The organism is Candidatus Methylomirabilota bacterium (assembly GCA_035764725.1).
In the GTDB taxonomy this organism is placed as follows: domain Bacteria; phylum Methylomirabilota; class Methylomirabilia; order Rokubacteriales; family CSP1-6; genus DASRWT01.
This window is the reverse complement of record DASTYT010000130.1, coordinates 1-24,602: the sequence shown is the minus strand read 5'-3', so window position 1 is coordinate 24,602 and position 24,602 is coordinate 1. Positions and strand designations below refer to the sequence as shown.

General features: G+C 71.2%; 26 protein-coding genes and 1 pseudogene. 18 read left to right on the top strand and 9 right to left on the bottom strand.

Going from position 1 to position 24,602, the window contains the following annotated elements; genetic code table 11:
* Nucleotides 1–27 precede the first annotated feature (27 nt).
* Nucleotides 28–1,845 (top strand): ABC transporter ATP-binding protein/permease, encoded by a 1,818-nt coding sequence (locus VFX14_21620; GenBank protein HEU5192298.1) that lies wholly within the window; start codon nucleotides 28–30, stop codon nucleotides 1,843–1,845.
* Here the strand turns inward: VFX14_21620 and VFX14_21615 are convergent.
* Nucleotides 1,842–2,810: a D-2-hydroxyacid dehydrogenase gene (locus tag VFX14_21615; GenBank protein ID HEU5192297.1), complete on the bottom strand. Its 969-nt coding sequence runs from the start codon at nucleotides 2,808–2,810 to the stop codon at nucleotides 1,842–1,844. The genes VFX14_21620 and VFX14_21615 overlap by 4 nt on opposite strands.
* On the opposite strand from VFX14_21615, the gene VFX14_21610 reads away from it, so the two are divergent.
* Entirely contained in the window at nucleotides 2,809–3,747 is a 939-nt protein-coding gene (locus VFX14_21610; protein ID HEU5192296.1) for an SDR family NAD(P)-dependent oxidoreductase, read from the top strand. The two genes, VFX14_21615 and VFX14_21610, sit on opposite strands and share 2 nt — an antisense overlap.
* 52 nt (nucleotides 3,748–3,799) lie before the next feature.
* Here VFX14_21610 and VFX14_21605 read toward each other — a convergent pair whose 3' ends face one another.
* Nucleotides 3,800–3,982 (bottom strand): hypothetical protein, encoded by a 183-nt coding sequence (locus VFX14_21605; protein ID HEU5192295.1) that lies wholly within the window; start codon nucleotides 3,980–3,982, stop codon nucleotides 3,800–3,802.
* Nucleotides 3,983–4,113: 131 nt separating this feature from the next.
* Here VFX14_21605 and VFX14_21600 point away from each other — a divergent pair, with 131 nt between their 5' ends.
* From VFX14_21600 to VFX14_21585, 4 genes are all read left to right on the top strand, one after another.
* The gene (locus VFX14_21600) at nucleotides 4,114–5,433 is read left to right on the top strand and encodes a Rieske 2Fe-2S domain-containing protein (protein HEU5192294.1); all 1,320 of its coding nucleotides are present in this window, start codon (nucleotides 4,114–4,116) and stop codon (nucleotides 5,431–5,433) included.
* A gap of 24 nt (nucleotides 5,434–5,457) precedes the next feature.
* A complete protein-coding gene (locus VFX14_21595) occupies nucleotides 5,458–6,477 on the top strand; it encodes a zinc-binding dehydrogenase (GenBank protein HEU5192293.1) in 1,020 nt (339 codons plus the stop codon).
* A 9-nt stretch (nucleotides 6,478–6,486) separates the two neighbouring features.
* On the top strand, nucleotides 6,487–7,584 hold the full coding sequence (locus VFX14_21590; GenBank protein ID HEU5192292.1) for a DUF5009 domain-containing protein: 1,098 nt from the start codon (nucleotides 6,487–6,489) through the stop codon (nucleotides 7,582–7,584).
* 106 nt (nucleotides 7,585–7,690) lie between these two features.
* Complete coding sequence (locus VFX14_21585) at nucleotides 7,691–8,128, top strand: CBS domain-containing protein (protein ID HEU5192291.1); 438 nt, start codon at nucleotides 7,691–7,693, stop codon at nucleotides 8,126–8,128.
* A gap of 85 nt (nucleotides 8,129–8,213) precedes the next feature.
* On the opposite strand, the gene VFX14_21580 is transcribed toward VFX14_21585, so the two are convergent.
* Nucleotides 8,214–9,356 carry an amidohydrolase family protein gene (locus VFX14_21580; GenBank protein ID HEU5192290.1) on the bottom strand — a complete coding sequence of 381 codons (1,143 nt, stop codon included), beginning with the start codon at nucleotides 9,354–9,356 and terminating at the stop codon, nucleotides 8,214–8,216.
* 51 nt (nucleotides 9,357–9,407) lie between these two features.
* Between VFX14_21580 and VFX14_21575 the strand changes: the two genes are divergently transcribed.
* Both VFX14_21575 and VFX14_21570 read left to right on the top strand, forming a co-directional pair.
* Nucleotides 9,408–9,725 (top strand): hypothetical protein, encoded by a 318-nt coding sequence (locus tag VFX14_21575; GenBank protein ID HEU5192289.1) that lies wholly within the window; start codon nucleotides 9,408–9,410, stop codon nucleotides 9,723–9,725.
* Between the two features lie 42 nt (nucleotides 9,726–9,767).
* Nucleotides 9,768–10,949: an FAD-dependent oxidoreductase gene (locus VFX14_21570; GenBank protein HEU5192288.1), complete on the top strand. Its 1,182-nt coding sequence runs from the start codon at nucleotides 9,768–9,770 to the stop codon at nucleotides 10,947–10,949.
* Here VFX14_21570 and VFX14_21565 read toward each other — a convergent pair.
* On the bottom strand, nucleotides 10,946–11,872 hold the full coding sequence (locus VFX14_21565; protein ID HEU5192287.1) for a TauD/TfdA family dioxygenase: 927 nt from the start codon (nucleotides 11,870–11,872) through the stop codon (nucleotides 10,946–10,948). The genes VFX14_21570 and VFX14_21565 overlap by 4 nt on opposite strands.
* Nucleotides 11,873–11,912: 40 nt before the next feature.
* Nucleotides 11,913–12,791, bottom strand: coding sequence for a neutral zinc metallopeptidase (locus VFX14_21560; GenBank protein ID HEU5192286.1), 879 nt, complete (start codon nucleotides 12,789–12,791; stop codon nucleotides 11,913–11,915).
* 72 nt (nucleotides 12,792–12,863) lie between these two features.
* On the opposite strand from VFX14_21560, the gene VFX14_21555 reads away from it, so the two are divergent.
* The 5 genes from VFX14_21555 to VFX14_21535 all read left to right on the top strand — a co-directional run bounded on the left by VFX14_21555 (nucleotide 12,864) and on the right by VFX14_21535 (nucleotide 16,512).
* Nucleotides 12,864–14,240: an FAD-dependent oxidoreductase gene (locus VFX14_21555; GenBank protein HEU5192285.1), complete on the top strand. Its 1,377-nt coding sequence runs from the start codon at nucleotides 12,864–12,866 to the stop codon at nucleotides 14,238–14,240.
* Between the two features lie 97 nt (nucleotides 14,241–14,337).
* Complete coding sequence (locus VFX14_21550) at nucleotides 14,338–14,874, top strand: RNA polymerase sigma factor (protein HEU5192284.1); 537 nt, start codon at nucleotides 14,338–14,340, stop codon at nucleotides 14,872–14,874.
* A complete protein-coding gene (locus VFX14_21545) occupies nucleotides 14,871–15,833 on the top strand; it encodes a methylated-DNA--[protein]-cysteine S-methyltransferase (GenBank protein ID HEU5192283.1) in 963 nt (320 codons plus the stop codon). Before VFX14_21550 ends, VFX14_21545 begins: the two co-directional genes overlap by 4 nt.
* Before the next feature lie 102 nt (nucleotides 15,834–15,935).
* Nucleotides 15,936–16,316 carry a hypothetical protein gene (locus tag VFX14_21540; GenBank protein ID HEU5192282.1) on the top strand — a complete coding sequence of 127 codons (381 nt, stop codon included), beginning with the start codon at nucleotides 15,936–15,938 and terminating at the stop codon, nucleotides 16,314–16,316.
* A gap of 13 nt (nucleotides 16,317–16,329) precedes the next feature.
* Nucleotides 16,330–16,512, top strand: a complete 183-nt coding sequence (locus VFX14_21535) for a hypothetical protein (GenBank protein ID HEU5192281.1) — start codon at nucleotides 16,330–16,332, stop codon at nucleotides 16,510–16,512.
* 47 nt (nucleotides 16,513–16,559) lie between these two features.
* Here VFX14_21535 and VFX14_21530 read toward each other — a convergent pair whose 3' ends face one another.
* Both VFX14_21530 and VFX14_21525 read right to left on the bottom strand, forming a co-directional pair.
* Entirely contained in the window at nucleotides 16,560–17,849 is a 1,290-nt protein-coding gene (locus VFX14_21530) for a hydroxyacid-oxoacid transhydrogenase (protein ID HEU5192280.1), read from the bottom strand.
* Nucleotides 17,849–18,322, bottom strand: a complete 474-nt coding sequence (locus VFX14_21525; GenBank protein ID HEU5192279.1) for a GatB/YqeY domain-containing protein — start codon at nucleotides 18,320–18,322, stop codon at nucleotides 17,849–17,851. Before VFX14_21525 ends, VFX14_21530 begins: the two co-directional genes overlap by 1 nt.
* A 72-nt stretch (nucleotides 18,323–18,394) precedes the next feature.
* Here VFX14_21525 and VFX14_21520 point away from each other — a divergent pair, with 72 nt between their 5' ends.
* On the top strand, nucleotides 18,395–19,459 hold the full coding sequence (locus VFX14_21520) for a hypothetical protein (GenBank protein ID HEU5192278.1): 1,065 nt from the start codon (nucleotides 18,395–18,397) through the stop codon (nucleotides 19,457–19,459).
* Nucleotides 19,460–19,477: 18 nt separating this feature from the next.
* Here VFX14_21520 and VFX14_21515 read toward each other — a convergent pair whose 3' ends face one another.
* Together VFX14_21515 and VFX14_21510 are read right to left on the bottom strand one after the other, a co-directional pair.
* Nucleotides 19,478–20,944: a serine/threonine-protein kinase gene (locus VFX14_21515; GenBank protein ID HEU5192277.1), complete on the bottom strand. Its 1,467-nt coding sequence runs from the start codon at nucleotides 20,942–20,944 to the stop codon at nucleotides 19,478–19,480.
* Between the two features lie 127 nt (nucleotides 20,945–21,071).
* Nucleotides 21,072–22,064 (bottom strand): TAXI family TRAP transporter solute-binding subunit, encoded by a 993-nt coding sequence (locus tag VFX14_21510; GenBank protein ID HEU5192276.1) that lies wholly within the window; start codon nucleotides 22,062–22,064, stop codon nucleotides 21,072–21,074.
* 319 nt (nucleotides 22,065–22,383) lie between these two features.
* On the opposite strand from VFX14_21510, the gene VFX14_21505 reads away from it, so the two are divergent.
* The 4 genes and pseudogenes from VFX14_21505 to VFX14_21490 form a co-directional block, all read left to right on the top strand.
* Nucleotides 22,384–22,602, top strand: a complete 219-nt coding sequence (locus tag VFX14_21505) for a hypothetical protein (GenBank protein ID HEU5192275.1) — start codon at nucleotides 22,384–22,386, stop codon at nucleotides 22,600–22,602.
* Nucleotides 22,603–22,698: 96 nt separating this feature from the next.
* Nucleotides 22,699–22,920 (top strand): annotated as a pseudogene (locus VFX14_21500) (HPr-rel-A system PqqD family peptide chaperone).
* Nucleotides 22,917–23,846 (top strand): HprK-related kinase A, encoded by a 930-nt coding sequence (locus VFX14_21495; protein HEU5192274.1) that lies wholly within the window; start codon nucleotides 22,917–22,919, stop codon nucleotides 23,844–23,846. Before VFX14_21500 ends, VFX14_21495 begins: the two are co-directional and overlap by 4 nt.
* Before the next feature lie 43 nt (nucleotides 23,847–23,889).
* A partial coding sequence (locus tag VFX14_21490) for a nucleotidyltransferase family protein (protein HEU5192273.1) occupies nucleotides 23,890–24,602 on the top strand: 713 nt, incomplete at its 3' end.

Below are 24,602 nucleotides of genomic sequence, written 5' to 3'. Positions count from 1 at the left end.
GATCTTGCCACGGAGGGTTTCAAGCGCATGCCTTTCGTGGCTAATCCCGTCCCGGACCCGCCGCCCCAGCGCGTCAGCCTCCGCCGGACCCTCCCCCGCGCGTGGGCCTTGATCCGCCCGTACTGGTTCTCCGACGACCGCTGGGCCGCCTGGGGCCTGCTCCTCGCCGTCGTCCTGCTGACGCTCGGCATGGTGTACCTCGCCGTTCTGCTCAACCAGTGGAACAACGCCTTCTACAGCGCGCTCCAGGACAAGAACATCGTCGCGTTCCGCGCCCAGCTCTTCCGGGTCACCTGGCTGATCTGCATCTTCATCTTCCTCGCCGTCTACCAGACGTACCTGAACCAGATGCTCGAGATCCGGTGGCGCCGGTGGCTGACCAATCGCTACTTGAACGCCTATCTCGCCGACCGCGCCTACTACCGGATGCAGCTCATGGCGCGCGGGACCGACAATCCCGATCAGCGGATCGCCGAGGACGTGGGGCTGCTCGCCGCCCACACCCTCGGGCTCTTCACCGGCGGCCTGCGCGCCGTCGTGACCCTGGTGACATTCGTGGCGATCCTGTGGGGCCTTTCCGGCACCTTCGCCATGTCCGTGGGCGGGTCCACGATTCACGTGCCCGGTTACATGGTGTGGGTCGCGGTGCTCTACGCGGTTGGCGGCACGTGGTTCACCGACCTGCTCGGCCGTCCCCTCGTCCGCCTGAACTACGACCGGCAGCGCTACGAGGCCAATTTCCGGTTCAGCCTGGTCCGCTTCCGCGAGAACACGGAGGGCGTCGCCCTCTATCGCGGCGAGTCGGACGAGCTCCGGACCTTCCGCCAGCGCTTCGAGGACGTGGTGTCGAACTGGTGGGGGATCATGCGGCGGCAAAAGCGCATGACGTACTTCACGTCCGGCTACGGCCTCGGCGCGTGGATCGTGCCGTCGATCGTGGCGGCCCCGCGCTACTTCCGCGGGGAGCTGGGGCTGGGCGGGCTCATGCAGACCAGCCAGGCCTTCCAGCAGGTGCAGGACGCGCTCAGCTTCTTCGTGCAGTCGTACAAGGAGATCGCGGCCTGGTGCGCGGTGGTGGAGCGGCTCGCCGGCTTCGACCGCACGCTCGAGGCGGTGCGCTGGCACGCGGGCGACACCGGCGTGCGCGTCACCGAAGGGCGCCCCGCGCGCCTGACCGTGGAGGGCGTGAAGATCGACCGGCCCGACGGCCATCCCCTCATCGAGCACATCAACCTGTCGCTCGCGCGGGGCGAGTCGGTGCTTCTGAGCGGCGCGTCGGGGTCGGGCAAGAGCACGCTGATCCGCGCCATCGCCGGGATCTGGCCGTTTGGCCACGGGGAGATCCGAATTGCGCCGGACGCGCGCGTGCTGTTCCTGCCCCAGCGGCCCTATCTCCCCATCGGGTCGCTCCGTGAGGTGATCGCGTACCCGGGGGCGGGCGGCGGCATGGACGACAAGATCCTGCGCGAGGCGCTGGAGGCGGTGGGGCTTCCCGGGCTCGCCAGCCGCCTCGACGAGGAGGGGCACTGGGCGCAGCAGCTCTCGCCCGGTGAGCAGCAGCGCATCGCGTTCGCGCGGGCGCTGGTGCAGCGGCCGGAGTGGCTCTTCCTCGACGAGGCGACCTCGGCGCTCGACGAGGCCAACGAGGCGCGCCTCTACGCCCTGATGCGCGAGCGGCTGCCGGGCACCATGATGTTCAGCGTCGGCCACCGGGGAACGCTGGGGGCCTTCCACGCGCGCCGCCTCGTGGTGCAGCCCCGTGCCGACGGCACCGCGGCCATCGTGGAGGCGCCGGCCCCGCCGGTCTCGCCCGAGCGCGCGGAGGCGCGCCGGAGCCGGCACTAGAACCAGCGCGTCTTGTCGACGACGTTGCGGAGCGGCTGGCCGGCGAGGAATCGCCGGCTGTTGTCGAGCAGGATCTCGAAGCGCCGGTCGTCGAGATAGGGGCCGTAGCCCGCGGTGTGCGGCGTCATCAGCACTCCCGGCATGGTCCACAGCGGGTGATCGGCGGGCAGGGGCTCCTGCTCGAACACGTCCAGCGCCGCCCCCGCGATCTCGCCCGCGCGGAGCGCCGCCACCAGATCGTCGAGCCGGGTGGTCAGGCCCCGCCCGATGTTGATGAAGAAGCCGCTGCGCTTCATGCGCTGAAAGCGCGCGCGGTGCATGAACCCCTCGGTCTCCGGCGTGTGCGGGACGGTCAGGATCACGAAGTCGGCGAGGGGCAGGAGCGAGTCGAGCGCGTCCGGGCCGTCGAGCTTCCGCACGCCCGGCGGGGCGTCCCGGCGGCGCGCGTCCACCCCCATCACCTGCATGCCGAATTCCGCGGCGAGCCGGGCCGTCTCCGCCCCGATGCCGCCCACGCCCACGATGAGCGCGGTGGCCTCGGGCAGGTGCACGACGCCCGAGTCGAGGGGGTGAGGCCGCCACTCGCGGCGCAGCTGCTGAGGTAGATAGTGATGGAGGCCGCGGGCGAACGCGAGCACGAAGGCCATGATGTGCGCCGCGATGTGATCGTTGTAGATCTCCCGGAAATTGGTGACGACCACCGGGTGGGCGATGAGCTCGCCGAAGTAGTAGCCGGCAGGCGGCGCGGCCTGAGGCGCCTGCAGCCAGCGCAGCCGCGCGGCCCGGCGGAGGAGCGTGGGAGAGATCGTACCGAAGGCCGCCTCGGCGTCGCCCATGGCCGCGGCGGCGGCGGCCTCGTCCTCCGCGACCACTACGCGGAGGGCGGGCAGGGCGGCGGCGAGGCGCGTGGCCCAGCCCCGCGCGGTCGGCGAGACGGGCGGGAGCACCAGAAGGGTGGGCGGCATGGCGGCGGCATTCTACACCGGCGAGCCGTCGCGACGCCGGATGCTACGATGCGGGCGGCGCGCCGCGCGCGACGCCGCAGCTCATGCCTGGGCCGCCGGATCGCCGGCGGGGGAGGACTCCATCGTGCAGATCGATCTTCGAGGCAAGGTCGCCCTCGTCACCGGCGCGGGCCGTGGCATCGGTCGCGAGATCGCCGGCACCCTCGCCGCCGAGGGCGCCATCACGCATGTCACCGACCTGCGCCCGGACTATCTGGAGGCGGTCGACGCGGACTGGATGGCGGCGGGCTGGCGCGGTCGCGCGCATCGGTGCGATGTGCGCGACGCCGCGCGGATCGCGGAGGTGGTGGCGGCGGTGGTCGCCGAGGAGGGTCGCCTCGACGTGCTGGTGAACAATGCCGGCGTGGCGCCGGGCGGGTTGGTCGAGGAGCTCAGCGAGGAGACCTGGGATCTCAACCAGGACGTCAACTGCAAGGGCACGTTCCTCACGTGCCGTGCCGTCATCCCGGTGATGAAGCGGCAGCGGAGCGGCCGCATCATCAATGCCGCGTCGTTCGCCGCCATCCTGCCCATCGCCGGCGGCGCCGCCTACGCCGCGTCCAAGGCGGGCGTGCACTACTTCACCCGGGTGCTCGCGGGCGAGCTCGGGCCGTGGAACATCACCGTGAACTGCTACGCGCCGGGCATGATCCCCACCGAGATGAATCACTTCGCGGAGGCGCCTCCTGCGCATCAGCGGCGGCTCCTCGATACGCTGACGATCCGGCGCTGGGGGGAGGCGCGCGAGGTGGCGACCCTGGTATGCTTCCTCGCCTCGGATCTGGCCGGCTACATCACCGGCACCCTCATCGACGTGAGCGGCGGAAAGCTTGCCACCCAGATCCCGCGTCTGCCTTGGGAAGCGGCAGCCGCCGCCGGGGCGGTGACGCTCGACTGAGGGCCCAGGTGACCGTCCGCGGGGTGGCCCCCGCGGGGCGCGTCGTCCCGCTCTACTCCTGGCGCTCGCGCTCCCGCGCGGCGATCTCGGCAGCGAAGAGATCGAGCTTCAGCGGGCATGGCGGCTCGTTGGTGTCGACGTACTGGCAGTCCACCTCGCTGCACTGCACGTAGAGGTCGCCCTTGCCGAGGAGCGACCGGCGGCGGCGGAGCGATACCGTCACGTCCTCAGACACGACGTCACAGCGGAACGGCTTCGAGGGTGACCGGTGCACGTGAGCGTAGTATACAGGAGTTCGGCGCGACCACGGGAGTGAAACCGACGCCGCAGGCGCGTGCTACCCTTGCCCCGCCGGAGGAGACCACCATGCTGAGCCGGGAAGACAACGAGCTGCTGACGCGGGTCGGGCCGGGCACCGCGATGGGAGCGCTGCTCCGGCGCTACTGGATTCCCGTGGTGCGGTCCGACGAGGTCGAGGCGGGCGGTCGGGTGAAACGGGTGGCCCTCCTCGGGGAGCGCCTCATCGTCCACCGCACTCCCGAGGGCATGCCCGGCCTGGTCGGCGAGTTCTGTCCCCACCGCGGCGCCTCACTCTACTTCGGCCGGAACGAGCCGGGCGGCATGCGCTGCCCCTACCACGGCTGGAAGTTCGGCCTCGACGGCCAGTGCGTGGACATGCCCAGCGAGCCGCCGGAGTCGGCCTTCGCCGCCAAGGTCTGCCACGACGCCTATCCGTGCGTGGACAAGGGCGGCGTGATCTGGGCCTACATGGGGCCGGCGGACACGCGGCCCGCGCTGCCCGAGCTCGAGTGGACGCTTCTCCCGCAGAGCCACACGTTCATCTCCAAGCGGGTTCAGGAGTGCAACTGGTTCCAGGCCATGGAGGGCGGCATCGACTCCAGCCACATCTCTTTTCTTCATGCCCCCGTTCGCCACGACGACGCGGCGGTGACGCAGGCGATGGATCGCGCGAGCTTCGGCGTGGGCGCGGCGGTGGAGACGGGCGATCGCGCCCCGCGCTTCGAGGTGGCCGACACCGACTATGGGGTGGTGATCGGGGCGCGCCGCGCGCATCCCCAGGGCTGGTACTGGCGCATCACCCAGTACCTTCTTCCGTTCCACACCATGCCGCCCGCCGACATCGACGACCCCATCGTGCAGTCGCACATCTGGGTGCCGATGGACGACACGCGCGTGGTGAACTGGATGGTGACCTGGCACACCGAGCGCCCGCTCACCGCCGAGGAGATCGCCGTACACGCCTCCGGAGGCGGCGCGCACGTGTGCGACTACGCCCCGGCGACGTCCGAGCCCTACGGCGACGTGCGCACGGCGGCCAACCGCGCCAATGACTATCACATGGACTGGGAGTCGCATCGCACGCGCATGTACTGCGGCATCCCGGGCTTCGGCGTGCAGGATCAGGCCATCCAGGAGAGCCAGGGGGCGATCGTCGACCGCTCGCGCGAGCGCCTCGGCACCAGCGACACCGCGATCATTGAGGTGCGCAAGCGCCTGATGACCGCCGCCCGCGCGCTTCGCGAGCGCGACGCTCCCGCGCCGGGACGGGACGCCGAGGCCTATCTCGTCCGCTCGACGTCGATCGTGCTGCCGCCCGGCGTCTCCTGGATGGGCGGAGCCATGACCCGGATGATGGTGCGGCCGGGCCGTCGGCTCCTCGCCTGAGCGCCGGACGCGAGGAGGCCTGCCATGCGCGCCGTTGTCCTGCGTGAGCCCGGATCCGCCGACCGCCTGAAGCTCGAAGACGTGCCCGATCCCACCCCGGGGGCCGGTGAGGTGATCGTGCGCCTCAAGGCGGCCGCGCTGAACCACCGAGACGTGTGGATCCGCAGCGGTACCGGCGCCTATGCGGGGGGTTTCGCCAAGCCCGTCATCCTGGGCTCGGACGGCGCGGGCGAGGTGACGGCGGTGGGGCGCGGGCTGGACCGGGGCCTGATCGGGCGCGCGGTCGTCATCAATCCGAGCCTCGACTGGGGCGAAGGCGAGGAGGCGCCGGGCCCGAGCTTCCGCATCCTCGGCCTGCCTGACGACGGAACCTACGCGGAGGCCATTCGCATTCCCGCCACCAACGTCTTCGCCAAGCCCGCGCGGCTCTCGTTCGATGAGGCGGCGGCGATTCCGCTCGCCGCGCTCACCGCATACCGCGCGGTGGTGAGCCGGGCGCGCGTGCGGGCCGGCGAGACCGTGCTCGTGACGGGAATCGGCGGCGGGGTGTCGACCTTCGCGCTCCAGATCGCCGCGCAGCTCAAGGCGCGGGTGCTCGTCACGTCGGGCAGCGACGCCAAGCTCGCCCGCGCGCGCGAGCTGGGCGCGGCGGGCGGCGCCAACTACCGCACGCAGGACTGGGCCCGCGAGATCGTGGCGCTGGCGGGCGGCCAGGGCCCCGATGTCGTCATCGATAGCGTGGGCGGGGAGACCTTCGCGCGGGCCCTCGACATCCTGAAGCCGGGAGGTCGCATCGCGACCTATGGCGCCACCGCCGGGGTGGTGAAGGACTTCGCCCCGCGCGCGGTGTTCTGGAAGCAGATCACGGTGCTGGGCACCACCATGGGGAGCCCGCGCGAGTTCGAGGCCATGCTGCGCCTCTACGACGCCGGAGGGCTCCGGCCGGTGGTCGACCGCGTGTTCCCCCTCGCGGAGGCGCCCCAGGCCCACCGCCGGATGGAGGAGGCGGGACAGTTCGGCAAGATTGTGCTGGCCATGAGTTAACGTAGGAGGGTGACGGGGCGCCTCGTCTCCCTCGACGTGTTTCGCGGGATCACCGTGGCGGGGATGGTGCTGGTGAACAATCCCGGCACCTGGAGCGTGATCTACGCCCCCCTTCGCCACGCCGACTGGCACGGCTGGACACCTACCGACCTGATCTTCCCGTTCTTCGTCTTCATCGTGGGCGTGGCCATCCCGTTCTCGCTGGCCGGCCGCGCCGGTGGTGGCGCCGACGCCGCCCTACCGCGCGTGCTGCGCCGCGCGCTCCTGATCTTCGCCCTCGGCATCGTGCTGAACGGCTTCCCGTGGTTCCAGTGGGCGACGCTTCGCATCCCGGGCGTGCTCCAGCGCATCGCGGTCTGCTATCTCGTCGCCGCGCTCATCTATCTGGCGACGGGGTGGCGGGGCCAGGCCGTCTGGGCGGCCGCGCTGCTGCTCGGCTACTGGGCCCTCATGATGCTGGTGCCGGTGCCGGGCCACGGCGCGGGCGACCTCGGCAAGGAGTGGAACCTCGCGGCCTATCTCGACCGCGCCGTGCTCGGCTCGGCGCACATGTGGCGCGTGGCGAAGGTGTTCGACCCGGAAGGCATACTCAGCACGGTGCCCGCGGCGGCGACGGCGCTCGCGGGTGTGCTCACTGGCGAGTGGCTCCTCAGCGGTCGCGCCCCCGCGGTGCTGGCGCGGGGGCTCGCGTGGGCGGGTGTCGTCGGGCTCGCCGTCGGTTGGCTCTCGGGTCTCGTCTTCCCCATCAACAAGTCCTTGTGGACCAGCTCCTACGTGGTCTTCACCGCGGGCTGGGCGCTGGTCGTGCTGGCGTTCTGCTACTGGCTGATCGATGTCAGGGGCGTCCGACGCTGGGGCGCGCCCTTCGTGGTGTTCGGCGTCAACGCGCTGGCGCTCTACTTCCTCTCGACGCTGATGGCGAAGCTCTTCGTCCTGATCCACGTGGGGGAGCCGCCGCGGCTCCTGCAGGCATGGCTCTTCACCCACGTGTTCGCGCCGTGGGCCTCGCCCGTGAACGCCTCGCTCGCCTACGCGCTCACCTATCTGGCCCTCTGGTGGGCCATCATGTGGGCGCTCCTCCGCGCTGGCGTCAGAATTCGCGTCTAGCTCGCGCCGTCGCGTGCTCGTGTCGCATGCCGCCGTTCGGCTCGGCCTTGACCATCTCCGGACACGGGTCTACGGTTCAAGAGAGAGCAAGAAGGGGAGGCTCGCGATGACCGTCGCCGCCATCCTGAGCGCCAAGGGAAGCCATGTCGAGTCGACCACGCCCGAGACGACCCTCTACTCCGTCGTCTGGACCCTCAAGGGCCGGGGCATCGGAGCCTTGGTGGTTTTGAGCGAGGACCGCACGCGCATCCTCGGAATCGTCTCGGAGCGCGACATCGTTAGAGGGCTGATCGAGCATGGCGAGCACCTGCTCGCGATGCCGGTGTCCCGGGTGATGACGAGCCCGGTACTCACGTGCGCGCCGGAGGATCGGGTGACCGCGGTGATGGCACGCATGACGCGCCACCGTGTGCGTCATCTTCCGGTGGTCGACGGCGACCGGCTCTGCGGCCTCGTCAGCATCGGCGACCTGGTCAAGAGCCGACTCGACGAGCTCGAGCTGGAGGCGAACATCCTGCGAGAGAACCTGATCGTGAGTCATTGAGCGTCGGGCGTGTCTCCAGGTGAACGCGTGGAGCCCGCCGAGCCCCGTCCAGAAACGTTCGCGTGCCCCGCCGGGCGCGGATCGGTTACCGGATCAGGCCGTAGAACTTCCCCGCGTTCTCGCAGGTGATCTTGCGCGTCACGTCCGGGGGCAGGTGCCCGAACTGCTCGTCGATGTAGCGGGTGGACTCGGGCCAGACGCCGTCACCGTGGGGATAGTCCGAGCCCCACATGAGGGTCTCGACGCCCATGTCCTCGATCAGCTTGGTGCCGATGCGGTCGAACTGGAACGTCGCCTTGCACTGGCGCTTCCAGTAGTCGCTGGGGCGCATCGTGAGGCCGAGGTCGTGGAAGCGGTCCTCCCACTCGAAGTCCATGCGATCGAGGGCGTAGGGGATCCAGCCGATACCGCTCTCGCCGAAGGCGATGCGCACGTTGGGATAGCGCTCGAGCACGGCGGCGCCGATGACGGCGGCGAGGATGTTCACCAGGTTCATCTGGAAGCCCGAGACGACCGTGAAGAAGGCCGCGCGCCGGGTGAGCCCGGTCTGGGAGTCGAGCTTGCCCGGCGGCAGCGAGGGGAAGGTGTGGAAGTGGAGCGGGAGGTTCACCTCATTCACGGCCTTCCAGATGGGCTCCCACGCGGGATGCCACATCGGCTCCATGTCCCAGGAGCACGAGAGCTCCAGCCCCCGCAGCCCCAGCTTGGCGACCCGGTGGATCTCCTGCACTGCGGCCGGGATGTCGCCGTAGGGCAGGCAGGCCAGTCCGATCTCGCGCGCCGGGTAGTGGCGGCAGAAGTCCACGAGCCAGTCGTTGTAGATGCGGAACATCTCGTTGGCGGCCTCGTGGTCGTTGAGCCGGGTGGCGGCGCCCAGGATCCCGTACATCACCTCGGCGTCGACGCCGTCGCGATCCATGTCCTTGATGCGGAGCTGGGGATCGCTCACCCGCCGGATGCCCTTCTTGCCGTCGTCGTAGAGGCCGGTCTTCGCCATCACGTCCACGCGGTGGTGCATGCCGGGGACGAACTTCTGGCCGGCCGGGCCCACGCCATTCACCAATCCGAACGACTGGCCGTTCCGGCAGGTCCAGAAGGGCCCGTCCGGTCCATCCTTCGTGAAGGGCATGCGATCCTTGAGGGCCGCGGAGGCGTTCGAGGTGAAGAGGTCCGGCGGCATCCAGGGGAGGTCGAGGTGGCAATCGGCGGAGATACGCGTGTAGTTCATAGGGTCTCCTCAGGGTCACGCGAGCTCGGCATGACGTCGCGAGCACTGCACATGCCGGGACTATACCGCGCGACCGGCCGGAAGGGCAGGGGATTGGCGGCGGCCCTCCTTGCCGTCATGACCCTGGCGCTGGCGGCAGACCCCGCGCGGAGCGACGAGCGGGCAGGCGTGCTGCCCGTCACGCCGTGGGCGTGTCCCGCCTCGCATCCCATCAAGGGCTATCTCACCGAAGAGTCGGGGCTCGTCTACTACCGGCCCGGCGGACGCTTCTATGAGGAGGCGAGCCCGACGCGCTGCTACACGAGCGAGGACGAGGCGCGGCGGGACGGCGCGCGCCGCGCTCCCGAAGACCAGCCGATGCGTCGCTGAGCGCGGCTTGACGCGGAGCGCTCCCGCTCCTACGCTGCCGTCATGCGAGTGATCGAGACGTTCGACGCGGTGGTCGTGGGCGGCGGGCTCCTCGGCGCGGCCACCGCGTATCACCTGGTGACGGGAGGCGCCCGCACGCTGCTCGTGGACCGCGCCGACGTGGGGCGCGCCACCGACGCGGGCGCCGGGATCCTCTCGCCAGAGACCAACAGCCGCGATCCCGAAGCCTGGTACTTCCTCGCCATGGAGTCGGTCGAGTACTACCCGACGCTGGTGGAGCGGCTGCGAAGCGAGCAGTCAGGCGATCCGGGCTACGCACGGTGCGGCAAGCTCGTGGTCGCAGTGTCGGACGACGAGGTCGAGACCTTTGTGCAGGCGCGGCGCATCGTGTTCGAGCGCCAGCGCCGGGCCGGCCGGCCGCGGCCCGACGCGCTCCGCGAGATCTCGCCCGCGGAGGCGCGCGAGCTCTTTCCCCCGCTCGCCACGGTCCACGGCGCGATCTACTCGCGCGACGCCGCGCGGGTGGACGGGCGGCTGCTCAACCGGGCGCTCCGCGCCGCCGCGGAATCGCGCGGCCTCGCGGTGCGCGAGGGCAGCGTCGAGGGGCTCGTGCTCGAGGGCGACGCGGTGACGGGCGTGACGGTGAGCGGGCAGACGATCGGCGCGGGCGTGGTGGCCATCGCGGGCGGCGCGTGGTCGGACGCCTTCGCGCGGCAGCTCGGCGTCGCCATCCCCGTGGCGCCGCAGCGTGGCCAGATCATCCACCTCGGCCTGGGAGGCACCGACACGTCGGAGTGGCCGATGGTCAATGCCTTCCACCATCACTATCTCGTCCCGTGGCCTGACAGCCGGGTGGTGGCCGGCGCCACGCGCGAGAGCGGGTCGGGCTTCGTCCCGCGGACGACGGCCGCGGGAGTTCGAGAAGTCCTCGACGAGGCCCTGCGCGTGGCGCCGGGGCTGGCGCGCGCGGAGATCCGCGAGATCCGCGTGGGTCTCCGTCCGTTCACGGTGGACACGCTCCCCGTGCTGGGCCCGGTGCCGGACGTGCGCGGCGTGTTCCTCAATACCGGCCATGGCCCCACCGGCCTCACTCTGGGGCCGCTCTGCGGGCGCATCGTCGCCGATCAGATGCTCGGCAAGCCGGTGACGACGGACGTGGCGGCGTTTGCGATCACGCGCTTTGGCGCGCAGGCGGGCGCCCGCGATCCCCACCTCGACGGCTAGTCGAGGGCGGGCAGGCTCGCGGGATCGGCGAGCGGCGGGTCGGCGGTGGGACCATCGCCGGCCACGGTCGTGCGGCGCATGATCCGCGGGTAGCGCGCCGAGTCCCAGGGGCGACCGCGATGGAGCACGCAGCGGTTGTCCCACATGACGAGGTCCCACTGCCGCCACACGTGCCGATAGACACGCTCGGGCGCCGTGGTCAGCGCGAGGAGATCGTCCAGGAGCCGCCGGCTCTCCGCGTACGGCATGCCCTCGATGAACCAGGCGTGCGAGCCGATGTAGAAGGCCTTGCGGCCGTGGGCGGGATTGGCGCGCACCAGAGCATGGCGCACCGCGGGCAGCGCCCGGGCCTGCTCGGGGTCGAACAGGTCCTTCGCGATGAGGCTCCGCGAGTAGATGATGCTATGCACGACCACCTTGCCCTCGAGCCGCGCCTGCTCCACCGGGGAGAGCGCGGTGTAGGCGACACGCATGCTCGCGAACTCGGTCTCGCCGCCCACCGGCGGAATCTCCCGGCCGGACAATGCGGACGAATGCGCGGGGATTGGCTTGAAGGAGCTGTCCGTGTGCCAGAGCTGATTGCCGGACTGATACATCATCCGCCGGTCGCTCCAGTCCATGAGCGCGCTGCCGTGGTCCGGGTCGACGTTGGAAAGATCCACGAGCTTGGGATCCAGCCGGCCTTCCTTGCCCGGAGACACCAGCGTCGTCTCGAGCGGTCCCCACTGCTCGCTGAAGGCCTTCTGCTGCGCGTCCGTGAGCCGCTGGTCGTGGAAGACCAGCACCGAGTGCTCGTCGAAGGCGTCGGCGACACGCCGGAACGTCTCCGAGGGGAGGGGCCGCGAGAGATCTACCCCCTCGACGCGAGCGCCGAGGCAGGGATGCAGGGGCGTGATGGTCAGGGGCGCGGCGGAGATCGCCATGGGTTCCTCCCTGGCGGGATCATACTCCAGCGCCCGCCCATCAGCGCCGGGCTGCCGCGAAGGTGTCGCACTGGCGCACCTCGCCCGAGTCCAGCCCCGTGCGAAACCAGCGCACCCGCTGCTCGGAGCTGCCGTGGGTGAAGGACTCGGGGGACACGTAGCCGCGTGACTGCTGCTGGATGCGGTCGTCGCCGATGGCGGCGGCCGCCTGGAGCCCGGCCTCCACGTCGCCCGGGTCCAGCAGGTTTCGCCGCTTGGCGTAGTGCCCCCACACCCCGGCAAGGCAGTCGGCCTGGAGCTCCATCGCCACCGAGAGCGCGTTCCCGCGGCCCCCCCGCGCGCGCTGGGACGCCACCTTCTCGGTGACGCCGATGAGGTTCTGGACGTGATGCCCGATCTCGTGGGCGATCACGTAGGCGCGCGCGAACTCGCCCGGCGCGCCGAAGCGCTGCGACAGCTCCTCGAAGAACGCGCGGTCGAGATAAACACGTTGATCGCCCGAGCAGTAGAAGGGGCCGACCGCGGCGCTGGCGTGGCCGCACGCGGACTCGACGGCGCCGCGGAAAAGGACGAGGCGCGGCGCCTCGTACTCGCGGCCTTGCTTCTGGAAGATGGCGCGCCAGGTGTCCTCGGTGTCGCCCAGCACGCGCGCCACGAACTCCTTGGTCGGGTCGGGCGCGCCCGTCGGGGCGCCGCCCGGAGCCGGGCCCGGCGCGGGACTGTCCATCGGGGGCGGCCCGCCGCCCTGGAGCCCGGTGAGGACGTCGAGCGGATTGAGCCCGAGCAGGAAGCTCACGACGACCACCGCGAGAAGGCCCGCGCCGCCGAGCTTCATGCCGCCGCCCAGACCGCCGCGCGCCGGCCCCTGGCCCTCGCGGTCCTCGATGTTGCCGCTGCCCCGCATGTCTCGCCAGCGCATCGGGAGCCCTCCCTCGGGACGAGCATACACTGGCGCCCGCGCCGGGGCGCGGTGCGGTAGGATCGGTCCGTCATGGGCGTATCCACGGCCGAGGTCGTCATCTGCGGGGCCGGCATCGCGGGCATCGCGGCCGCCTATCACCTGGCGGTTCGCCGCGGGATGGCCAATGTCGTGATCGTGGACGAGCGTCCCCCGCTCTCACTCACCAGCGATAAGTCCACCGAATCCTACCGGAACTGGTGGCCCGGCCCCGGCGACGACATGGTCGCGCTGATGAACCGGAGCATCGATCTCCTCGAGGAGCTGGCGCGCGAGAGCGGCAACGTGTTCCGCATGAACCGGCGCGGCTATCTCTTCGCGACCGCCGATCCCGCGCGCGTGCCCGACTTCGTCCGCGCCGCCCGCGAGGCGGCCGGACGCGGGGCGGGGGTGGCGCGCCTGCACGCCACGCCGGGCGCGGAGTACCGGCCGGCTCCGGCGGAGGGCTTCGAGGGCGAGCCCGTGGGCGCCGACGTCGTCACCGACGCCGGCACGATCCGGCGCCACTTCCCGTATCTCGCCGAGGACACGGTGGCGCTGCTGCACGCGCGCCGCTGCGGCTGGTTCAGCGGACAGCAGCTCGGCATGTACCTGCTGGAGCGCGCGCGGGAGAAGGGGGCCCGGCTGATCGAGGGGCGCGTCGAGTCGGTGGAAACGGCGGGGGGCCGGGTGCGCGGGGTGCGCCTCGCGAGCGCGGGCGGGTCCGTCGGCATCGCCACGCCGCGCTTCGTCGTCGCCGCGGGGCCGTTCCTGAGGGAGGTCGGACGCCTCGTGGGCGTGGAGCTGCCGGTGTTCTGCGAGCGGCACGCCAAGGTCGCGTTCACCGACTCGCTGGGCGCGGTGCCGCGACACGCGCCGATGCTGATCTGGACGGATCCGGTGCGCCTGCCCTGGTCGGCCGAGGAGCGCGAAGTGCTCGGGGAAGCGCCGGACATCCGCCGGCTGCTCGAGGAGCTGCCCCCGGGCGTGCATGGCCGGCCCGAGGGGCCGGCGGACAGCCCCATCGTGCTGGGCATCTGGACGTACGACATCGAGCCGCTCGAGCCGCAGTTCCCCATCGAGTTCGATCCGGCCTACGCCGAGATCGTGATCCGGGGCCTGTCCCGCATGCTGCCGGCCATGGCGGGCTACGCCGACCGATTGCCCCGGACCTTCGTGGACGGTGGGTACTACACCAAGACCGAGGAGAACCGCTTCCTCGCCTGCCCCCTGGCGCTCGACGGCGCCTACGTGCTCGGCGGCCTCTCGGGCTACGGTCTCATGGCCTCGAACGGCGCCGCTGACCTCCTCGCGGACTACATCGTGGGCCGCCCGCTCCCCCCGTACGCGAAGGCGTTTCACCTGGACCGCTACCAGGACCCCGCCTACCGCGCCCTCCTGCCGTCCTGGGGCGACTCCGGTCAGCTCTGAGCCACCGGGACATAACCAGCTGATCTGACGGCGATGGCTCACGGCCCGGCAGGCCCATTTCACGCCGCGGGTCCCGTGGGGTCTCATGAGTAGAGTGATGGCAGATCAGGCGTTCGAGGCCGTGGTGGCCGCCCACCACGGAGAGATACACCGGTACCTCGCGCGGGTGACCCGCCGTCCGAGCGATGCGGACGATCTCTCGCAGGAGACGTTCCTCCGCGCGTATCGGGCGCACGGAAGGCTCGCGCCGGACGCGAACGTCCGCGCGTGGTTGTTCGCCATCGCCACCAATCTCTGCCGGAATCACTGGAGGTCGGAGGCGCGCCGCCGACGGGCTCACGAGGCCATCGGGCAGCGGGACGAGCGGCGCGACGGCGGGGGGCCGGAAGGAGAAGCGGTGCTGGAGCAGGCAAGCAAGAAGATCGACGCCATCGTCATCGCGCTGCCATTGAAGCAGCGCCTGGCGTTCACCATGCGAAAGATCCACGAGCTGGACTACGATGCGATCGGGCAGAGCCTCGATTGCTCCGCGGAGAGTGCCCGCGCCCACGTGTTCCAGGCGCTGCGCAAGGTCCGCCGGGCGCTCGGTGACCTCGCCATCGCCCAGGTGGGAAGAGGGGAGCCAAGCGCATGAGCCGCGAAACCCTGACGTGCCGTGAGGTCGAGCCGGACCTGATCGCGGTGGCGATGGAGGAGGCGAGCCCCGCCGCGGCGCGGCGCGTGGACACGCATCTCGCCGGCTGCTCGGAGTGCCGGCAGGAGCTCGGGCGCTATCAGGAGATCGAGGGCGCGGTGACGGGGCTGCGCAGCGAGCCGGCGCCCGGAGCCGGGCCGACACTGGCGCGCGCGGAGCTGGAGCATCGACTGGCCGATCTCCGGACCCGTCTCGTGCGCTACGGCGTGTTCGAGTCGGCGCTGGGTCCCATCCTCATCGGCGCCACCGAGCAGGGCGTGTCGGTGGTCGAGTACATCTCGGGCCGCGGTGGCGCGGGGAACAAGCTCGCGCGGCGAGGCGCGGAGGCGGTGGAGGATGTCGCCCGCACGGAGGGGCTGTTCCGCGACCTCACGGAGTATCTCCAGGGACGGCGGACGCGGCTCGACTGGCCGCTGGATCTCCGCCTCGCCGGCAGCGAGTTCCAGCGTCGCGTGCTCGAGGTGACGCTTCGCCTGCCGTTTGGATCGGTGGCGTCATATGCGCGCATTGCGCACGAGCTCGGCGCGCCGCAGGCGAGCCGGGCGGTGGCCCAGGCGTTGCGACACAATCCATTGCCCATCGTGGTGCCCTGCCATCGCGTGGTCGGAAGCGACGGCGACCTCGTGGGCTATGCCGGAAACCGGATCGGCCTCAAGCAGCAGCTCCTCTCGCTCGAGGGGATTCACCTGAAGGGCGGCGGCCGGAGTCCGCACGTGGATCGGGACGCGGTGTACTACTGCCACCTCGACGACACCGAGTACTGCATCCCGACCTGCGGTACGATCAGCCAGCAGTCGCTCAGCAACTTCACCGTGTACGCCTCCCGCGCCCGCGCGGAAGGCGCCGGCCTGGCCCCGTGCACGTCGTGCCGGCCGGATCTGCATCCGCTTCCCGCCTGACCGTTCTTCGCCGTCGCCGCCCGCCGCAGCCGCCCCGCGTATTCGCGTCGCTTTCACACCTGGCGGCCCCCGGTGTCTCACCAATGAGGAAAGGGGGGCGCCATGATGACCACGGTGTTGATGGTGTTGATCGCGACGAGCCCGATCTGGTTCGTGGTGGGGCTGCTGTGGCTCGCGGAGCTGAGGGCCGGAGCCCGCGCGCGGCGCGTGGCCCTGCAGATCCAGGTGACCGATGCCGTCCACCGCGAGCTGGGCGCGGTGGCCGCGCCCGAGGTCGCCGCCCGGCCGGGCGGAGGCTGGTGCGTGCGGTTGCGGTTGCCGGGACGCCCGGCGCTGATTGGCCCGCTGGTGCAGATCGTGGAGCGCACCATGGAGCACGCGAGTCCACGGCCGTTCGAGATCGTCCTGCTGCCGCCCATGCCGGCGCCGACGTCGGCGCGCGGTTCGCGGCTCGTGACGCCGCTCACTGCGGCGGCGCGCTGAGCGAGGAGAGACCATGTACGTGAACACGTACGTGCTCGAGAAACTGGTGGAGGTCTGGCTGGGCGAGCGGCGCGCGGAGGCCGCGCGGCTCGCGGCGATCGAGGCGGCGACGGCGGAGCCGGAGCACGAGCGCGCCACGAAGACGAGCCAGCCGGCGCGGACGCCGCGCTGGATCGAGCTCCAGTTCGGCCGCTAGGGCCAGTCCCGGGTCGGCGCTCAGCGCCGGCCCGGGGTCGTTCTCCCCTACCAGAGCCGCATCGAGTCCCGCAGGATCCATTCCAGATCGGCCGAGCCTACCGAGCGCGGCGCGCCCGCGAGCAGGCGCGGCTGCTTCAGCGTGCCCTCCACCAGCGCGGGGATGTCGCGCTCGGTGTAGCCCACCGCGTTCAGCCCGTTCGGGATGCCGGTGTCGCGCATGAGCGAGATCAGGGCCCGGGGCAGCGCCTCCCGCCGCTCGGCCTCGGAGAGCCCGCTCACGGGCACGCCCATCAGCTCGGCGGCGCGGAGATGGCGCTCCGTCGCGCTCGTGTACGTGAAGCGGAAGGCGGACGGCGCGGTGAGGATCACCGCCATACCGTGCGGCACCATCGCGTGACGCGTGCGATAGCCCGGTGGCACGTAGTCGCGCACGAGCCCGGCGATCGGGTAGGCGAGGGCGTGCGGGATGTGGACGCCCGCGTTCCCGAAGCCGATTCCCGCGTAGTTGGCGGCGAGCGCCAGGTTGACGCGCGCCTCCAGGTCGAGCCCGTTCAGCACGGCGCGCCGCAGGTAGCGGGCGACGTAATCGATCGCCTTCTCGCACCAGACGTCGCTGGCCGGGTTGGCGCCGATGTAGGCGGGCCGGTCGGGCGGATGATGCTTGGCGCGCGCGTTGTACGGGCGCGTCGTGTAGGACTCGATGGCGTGGGTGAGGATGTCCGCGCCCGCCGCCGCGGTGACCTCCGGGGGCGCGGTCACGGTGTTGAGGGGGTCGACCACGCCCAGCGCGGGCCGGAGCAGCCGGTGCGACACCCCCGCCTTCACGTTCTGGTCGATGACGTGAGTGACCGCGACCGCCGTGGTCTCGCTGCCCGTGCCCGCGGTGGTCGGCACCGCGATGAGCGGCTTGAGCGGGCCGGGCACCGCCACGCCCTTGCCGACCGGCTTGTTGATGTAGTCGAGCAGCGGCGCGGGGTAGCAGGTGAGGAGGTTGGCGGCCTTGCACGTATCGATGGTGCTACCGCCGCCCACCGCCACGAGGCCGTCGAACTCCTTGGTCCGCGCGTACTCCGCCGCGTCCTCCATGGACCGGTCGCTCGGCTCCACCTCGACGCCGTCGTAGACGTCGGCTTTGATGCCCTGCTCCTCGAGGAGCGCGCGCACGCGGTCGGGGAGCCCCGCGGCGGCCAGGTTGCGGTCGGTGAAGACCAGTGCCTTCCTGAGTCCGAGGCGCGCGGCATCGAAACCGATCTCGTCCATCGCCCCCAGGCCGAACTTGATCGGCGACATCTCCATCACGAACACGGTCTCGGTCGGCAGCGTCACTCCGTTCATCACGCGCCTCCTCCAAGGAGCTCCTCGGCGATCCGCTTCACGTCGCCGGCCTCGACCTGGCCCTTGTGGCTCTTCATCACGTCGCCGACGAGGCGGCCCGCCTGCTTCGGATCGGTGATGCCGAGGGCGGCGATGCGCTCCCCCACCAGCGCGCGCAGGGCTCCTTCGTCCATCCCGCGGGGCAGATAGCGCTCGCAGAGCTCGATCTCGAAGCGGAGCTGCGCGGCCTGGGCGGCTCCGCGCTCGCCGAGCTTGTCGTATTCCGCGACCGCCTTCTGGAGCTGCTTGCGGTAGGCCCCGATCACGTCCAGGACGAGCGCGTCGTCCACCGTGCCCGAGAAGCCCTTGGCCGTCCGCCGCTCCTGCAGCTTGGTCTTGAGCATCCGTACGGCGTCCGCGGTGCGCAGGTCCTTGTCCTTGATGGCCTTGGTCAGCGTGTCGGTGAGCTGCTGCTCGAGTCCCATGCGCGACATCCTATCATCCTGCGCCGGCCCGCCGAGCGGCGGGGTCTTGCGTGCTCCGCGACCACATGGTCTCATCCGTCCATGCGAGCGCCCACACGCGCGGCTCTGACGTCCGTCCTGCTCGCGGCGCTCGCGCTCGTCGCTCCCGCCGCCGCCGCGGAGTTCACGCTGCCGCCCGGCTTTTCGGCGCAGACCTACGTGACCGGCGAGGGCTTCTCCACCGACACGTGGCGCGGGTTGCCCGGCATTCCGTCGACCACCACGCTGACGGTCGACGCGGATGGCGTGCTCTACCTGGCGCGCAGCGGCCGCCGGTATTCCGGCGGCGAGACCGACGACCTCACGCGGCTGTATCGCATTCCTCCCGGCGGCGCCCGCCTCACGCCGCAGAGCGAGGCGCGCTTTCAGATCGGGCCTCCGCTTCCCAACCCGCAGGTCGGTGTCGTCCGCGAGGGCCGCGAGCTCCTCCTGACAACGTTCGACCGCGATCGCGCGGTGGGCGTGCTCTACCGCCTGGTCGACGGACGCGCGGAGCTCCTGGCCGGGGGGACCCCGCCACGCGGCACCGCGCCGCTCTTCAAGCAACCGGAAGGTGTGGCGGTGGACGCGCGAGGGGCGCTTCTCGTCGCCGATCGCGTCCAGGGAACGGTGGTGCGCCTCGACGCCCAGGGCGCGGTGCTCGACACGAGCGTCGTGCAGGTGGCGCGCCCACGACTGCTCGCGGCAGGCGCCGAGGACATCTGGATTGCGGCGGACGGCTCGGCGGAAGCGCCGTGGCAGCGAGGGCCGGGTGAGTTCTGGCGCATGCGGCCCGACGGGCAGAGCGTGCTGGTCCTGCGGGGGCCGGTGGCGGCCGGGATGACCATCGGGCCCGGCGACTGGCTCTTCGTGGCCGACCGCCAGGGCGGCCGCGTCTTCGCGCTGGGGCCCGACGGGCAGCAGGCCGACTTCGCTCGCTTCGCCGAAGGCGACGCTCCGCGCTCGCTCGCCTTCGTTCCCGTGACCCCGGAGACGCGTCGCGCCGGCATCGCCGGCGACCTGCTGATGGTAACGGTGACGCGCGGGGCCTGGCCGGTGAACGAGGTGGTGCGGGTGTCCGGCCCCTTCGAGCGCTTCATCCGCGAGGCGGACACCCGCGCGCGCTGACCGCGGCGGGCGCGGGCGCTAGCGCCGCGTGCTCGAGCTTTCCTTCAGGAGCCAGTCGATGATGGCGCCACCGTCCTCGCCGGCGTTACGCGCACCCGCAGGCGCGGTGGGAAGCGCTACGGCAGGGGCGGGGACGGGGGGCGACGGCGTCTCCGCGGGGCGCGGCGCGGGTCGGATCGGCTTCTCCTGTTGAGAGGCAGGCGGTGCCGGCCGTGGTGCCTCGACGACCGAGCGGGCCACCGGCGGCGTGGGTCGCGGGGCCACGGGGCGTGAAGACGGGGGTGGCGGGACCGCCTCGGGCCGCGGCGCCGCGACCACTGGGGGCGGCGGCGTGACCGCGGGCGTTGGCGCAGCCACGCGCGACGGCGGCGTGACCACGGGGGGTGGCGTGACCACGGGGGGTGGCGTGACCACGGTGGGCGGCGGCGTGACCACGGGCGGCGGCGTGACCACGGGCGGCGGCGGCGTGACCATGGCGGGCGGTGTTGTAGCCACGGCGGGCGGCGGCGCCTCGGGGGCTACACGTTCGGGCTCGCTCACGATCGAAGGCGCCGGCGCCGTCGGCGCGGGCGAGGCGACCTCGGGCAGCGGCGCCGGCTGACGCGCGGGCGACACGAGCGCGGGCGGCCCGGCCACGAGCAGCCGGCTGAGGAGCGCGATGGCCGCGATGGCGCCGACCACGATTCCCACCGCGATCAGACGCGTCCGCTTCCCGTCCGCGCGACGCACTCGCGCACCGTGCCCGGCCGGCTTCGAGCCCGAGAACGGGCTGATCTCGCTCCAGAGCTCGTTGAAGAGATCGGTCATGTCTCGGTAGCGGCGTTCGGGATCGGGCTCGAGCGCGCGCGTGACGACGTGCTCGAGCGAGGGCGAGACGTCCGGACGCAGCTTGCGGAGCGGCTGGATCGAGGCCCGGCGCCGCGACGGCGACTGCAGCTCCGGCGGCCGGCCGGCGAGGGTCTCGTAGAGGATGGCGCCGACGGCGTAGACGTCGGCCTGCGGGGAGGCCTCGCCCGAAGCCCGCTGCTCGGGGGCGAGATAAGGGGAGGCCCCCGCACCGTTGACGTCGGCGCCGCGGGCGCGCGTACGCAGCCAGTCCACGCCGAACTCGGTGAGCTTCACCGACTCGTTCTCGCCCAGGACGATGTTCCGGGGCATGAGCCCGCCGTGCGCGATCCCCAGCATGTGCGCGGACTCGAGCGCCTCGGCGACGCGCACAGTGAGCCGCACCGCACGATTGGGATCGAGCTGCCCCTCGCGCTGGAGCACCTCGGCCAGCGTCGGCGCCTCGGGATGCTCGAGCGCCAGGTAGATGCCGCCGCCCTCGGCGCGGCCACATTCGTGGAGGGACGCGATCGCCGGGCACCGCGCGCTCAGCGCGCCGACCCGCACCACGTGCTCGCGGAGCGACTCGAGCAGGGAATCGTCGCGGCCGTTCCCGCCGCCTTCCAGCATGCGCACGGCCACGCGGTCACCCCCGGTCATACGCTCAGCCAGGAACAATGAATCTGTGCCCCAGGCGTTCAGGGTCGCGACGGCCCGGAAGGGGCCGAGCGCGCCCGCCGACCGTAGATCCGCGAGTCGGATCCGGCGCGGCGTCAGGTCGCCATTGTCACTCGTTGAGCATCTCCTTGATGGCGTCCATGACCGGATTCCCGCCGGTCGCCTTCGCGGCGGCGGGCTGCCCGGGCTTGCGGAGGTACTTCGCGACGCAGTCGTACTGCTCCCAGCCGCGCAGCGGCGCGTCGAGATCCACCGACTTCCACTTCGGATGGCCGTTCTTCACGAGCCACGGCAGGTTGGCGGACACCGTCTGGGCGAACTGCCCCACCAGATCACAGTCGCGGCGGCGGAAGTCGAAGGAGATGAGCACCGCCTTGACCGCGACCGTCGAGAGCGCCTGCGGCTGCCAGGGATAGGTGCCGGCGGGTATCTCGGACCGCGGATAGAACTCGGTGATGCTCTTGTTCGTGATGGGGACCAGCGCGAGGTTGTCGGCCTGGCTGACGCCCTCGCTGAACAGCTTCACGGGGTAGCCCGCCACGTAGAACATCGCGTCGACGCGCCCTTCCTTGAGCGCGGTGAGCGCCTCGTCCGTGTCGATCAGCACCATCTCCTTGGGCTGCACCTCGGACACCTTGAAGAGCAGCCGCGCGGTAAGATAGGTGCCACTACCCTCGCGGCCGATAGCGACCCGGCGGTCCGTCAGGTCGTCGAAGTCCGTGATCCCCTTCCGGCCGAGCAGGTGGATTTCTTCGTTGTAGAGGGGGAAGACCATCTTGGTCTTCTTCGCGATCCGCTTGAGCACTGGGTCGGACTGCACGCGGGCCACGAAGGCCAGGACGTCGGATTGCACGATCCCCATCTGGGTGTTCGGCTTCTGGTAGACCGCGTAGACGTTCTCGATCGACCCCTTGGACGTGTAGACGGAGAGATCGATCCCCTTGTCCTTGACGAGTTTCTGGAGATTGAGCCCGAACTGGTAGTACGTGCCGCGCTCGCCTCCCGTCGCCAGACCGAGCTCGCCGGCCGCGCGCGCGACGCCAACCCCGGTGAGGATCAGGACAAGGGCAACAAGCAGTGCGATGGTGCAGCGGCGGTTCATGGTGTCCTCCAGCCCTGCGGAGTTGACCCGGGCAGTAGGAGTATGGAATAGCAGATATCGGGAGGGCAAGGGAAGAGCTTCGCTGGCGCCTCCTGAGGACCTACCCCGGCCCGCTGCCGTTAGGGAAGATTTGCCACGCGGAAGTGTCGGGAAGCTTGACTTTTCGTAGGGCGTGCAGCCGGTGCATGGCCTTAAGTAGTTGAAAAGTAACAAAAGCCAATCTGAGCACGGAACGTGCACTTATCCCGGATGCCGCGGGAGTAGTGTAACTGGCACGATCCCGGGGTCGATCCCCAATGAGGACCGAGGAGCCCGACCGATGAGCGAGAACAAGCCAGGACCGGACGAGACGCAGGGCAAAGGCGCGGAAGACGTCGCGCAGTCGCCCAGTCGGCGACGTGTCCTGAAGGCAGCCGCTGCCGCCGCCCCCATCATCATGTCGATCAAGGCGCGGGCCGCCTTCGCAGGTCCCGAGACCAACAGTAGCTCGCTGTCCCACAACATGTCGCAGCAGCCCGCTGCCGCCCGGACAAAGTAACGGGAGCCAGGGGCCGTAGCCGAGCCGCTCGCCGCCTCCGTCCGCTGGGAGCTCTCCGAGGGCTCCCGCCTTCACTGGAAGTCCTGGGACGATGAGTTCGTCGTCTTCGATGAAGGCTCGGGCGACACGCATCTGCTCGACGCCCTGTCCGCCGAGATCCTGAAGGCGCTCGAGGAGTTTCCCGCCGACGTGCCCTCCCTGGTCGCACGGGTGGGCTCGCGCCTGGGGCCCGACCCCGCCCCCGAAATCGAAGGGCATGTGCGCGCGGTGATCGAGCGATTCCGCGAGATCGGCCTGATCGAGGAGGTTCCCGCGTGAGGCTGGGGGAGCTCGACCGCCGCGACCTCGCCGCCCGCCTCGAGCGTCGCGGGCTCGACCTCGACACCGGCCCCTTCGTCGTGCGCATCGAGACACCCATCCCAGCCCTGGTCGACGAGGTGCACGGCCTGTACCGCGACTATCCCCTGGACGAAGGGGGCGGGCTGGCGGACTTCCACGTGGTGGTGCTGAGTCCTTCCGGTCCGCTCGGGATGCGGCGCTGGTGGCGCCGGCAGGCCACGGTGATCCTCGACGAGGATCGCCCCTTCGAGCCCTTGCCCCTCGACATGGCGGTGCCGATGCTCGAGTGGAGCATCAACTGGTGTGCGGCGACGCGCGCGAACCAGTACGTGATGATCCATGCCGCGGTGCTGGAGCGGGACGGCCGTGCCCTCGTGCTGCCCGGTGTCTCCGGCGCGGGGAAGAGCACGCTCTGCGCGGGGCTGGCGCTGCGCGGGTGGCGCCTCCTCTCGGACGAGTTCGCGCTGATCCGCCCCGGGGATGGCGCGTTGGATCCCTGGCCCCGGCCGATCAGCCTGAAGAACACCTCCATCGAGCTGATACGCCGATGGGCGCCCGATGCCCACATGAGCACGCCGGTCCCGAACACCAACAAAGGGACGGTGGCTCATCTCCGCCCGCCCGCGGACAGTGTGCGGCAGGCGCACGAGGCCGCGATGCCGGCCTGGCTCGTGTTCCCCGTGTTCGCCCCCGGGGCGGCGCCGTCGCTCACCCGCGTCCCGAAGGCCCGCGCGTTCTTTCGGCTCGCCGACTGCTCGTTCAACTACCCGTCGCTGGGGATTCGGGGCTTCCGCGCGCTGTCGCGTATGATTGACGAGTGCGACGCCTACGAGTTCAGGTACTCCAGCCTGGACGATGCCCTGGGCCTCCTCGGCGCGCTGCCGCCTCCGACGCCCACCGCCTGACCTTTCCGCGTCGCCGTAGCCGGTCGCGAGCCCGTCCGCTCCCGTGACGGACGCCGCCTCCCTGGCGCGCCTGCTACGCGAGCCCACGTCGATGGCGCGCCTCGTCCCCGCGGAGTGGGATGTGCTCCTGCGTCAGGCGCGCCACGCCAGTCTCCTGGCCCGGCTCGAGGCCCTCGCGCGCGACGCCGGCGTGCTGGCGGGAGCTCCGTTACGCGTGCGCACGCGGCTGGAAGCGGCGCGCACCGATGTCGAGCTGCACCATCGCCTGATCCGCTGGGAGGTCACGCGGCTCCGCCGCGTCCTCGCCCCGCTGCCCGTCGTGCTCCTCAAGGGGGCCGCCTATCTCCACGCCGATCTGCCGGCGGCGCGCGGACGCCAGTTCAACGACGTGGACCTGCTGGTTCCGGCGGAGCAGCTGGACGACGTCGAGGCCAGGCTCCAGGGCGCGGGCTGGCGATCCACCCTGCTCACGGCGTACGACGACCGCTACTATCGCGAGTGGTCGCACGAGCTGCCGCCGATGGCGCACAAGGACCGTCAGGTCGTGGTCGATGTGCACCACAACATCCTGCCGCCCACCGGCCGGCTTCGGCCAGACGCGCGACTGCTGCTGGCGGCCGCGCGTCCGCTGCCGGGCTCGCCCCTCCGCGTGCTCGCGCCCGAGGACATGGTGGTCCACTGCGCGTGCCACCTGTTCATGTCGGGAGAGCTCCACAAGTCGCTGCGCGACCTCGGCGATCTCGACGCGCTCGTGCG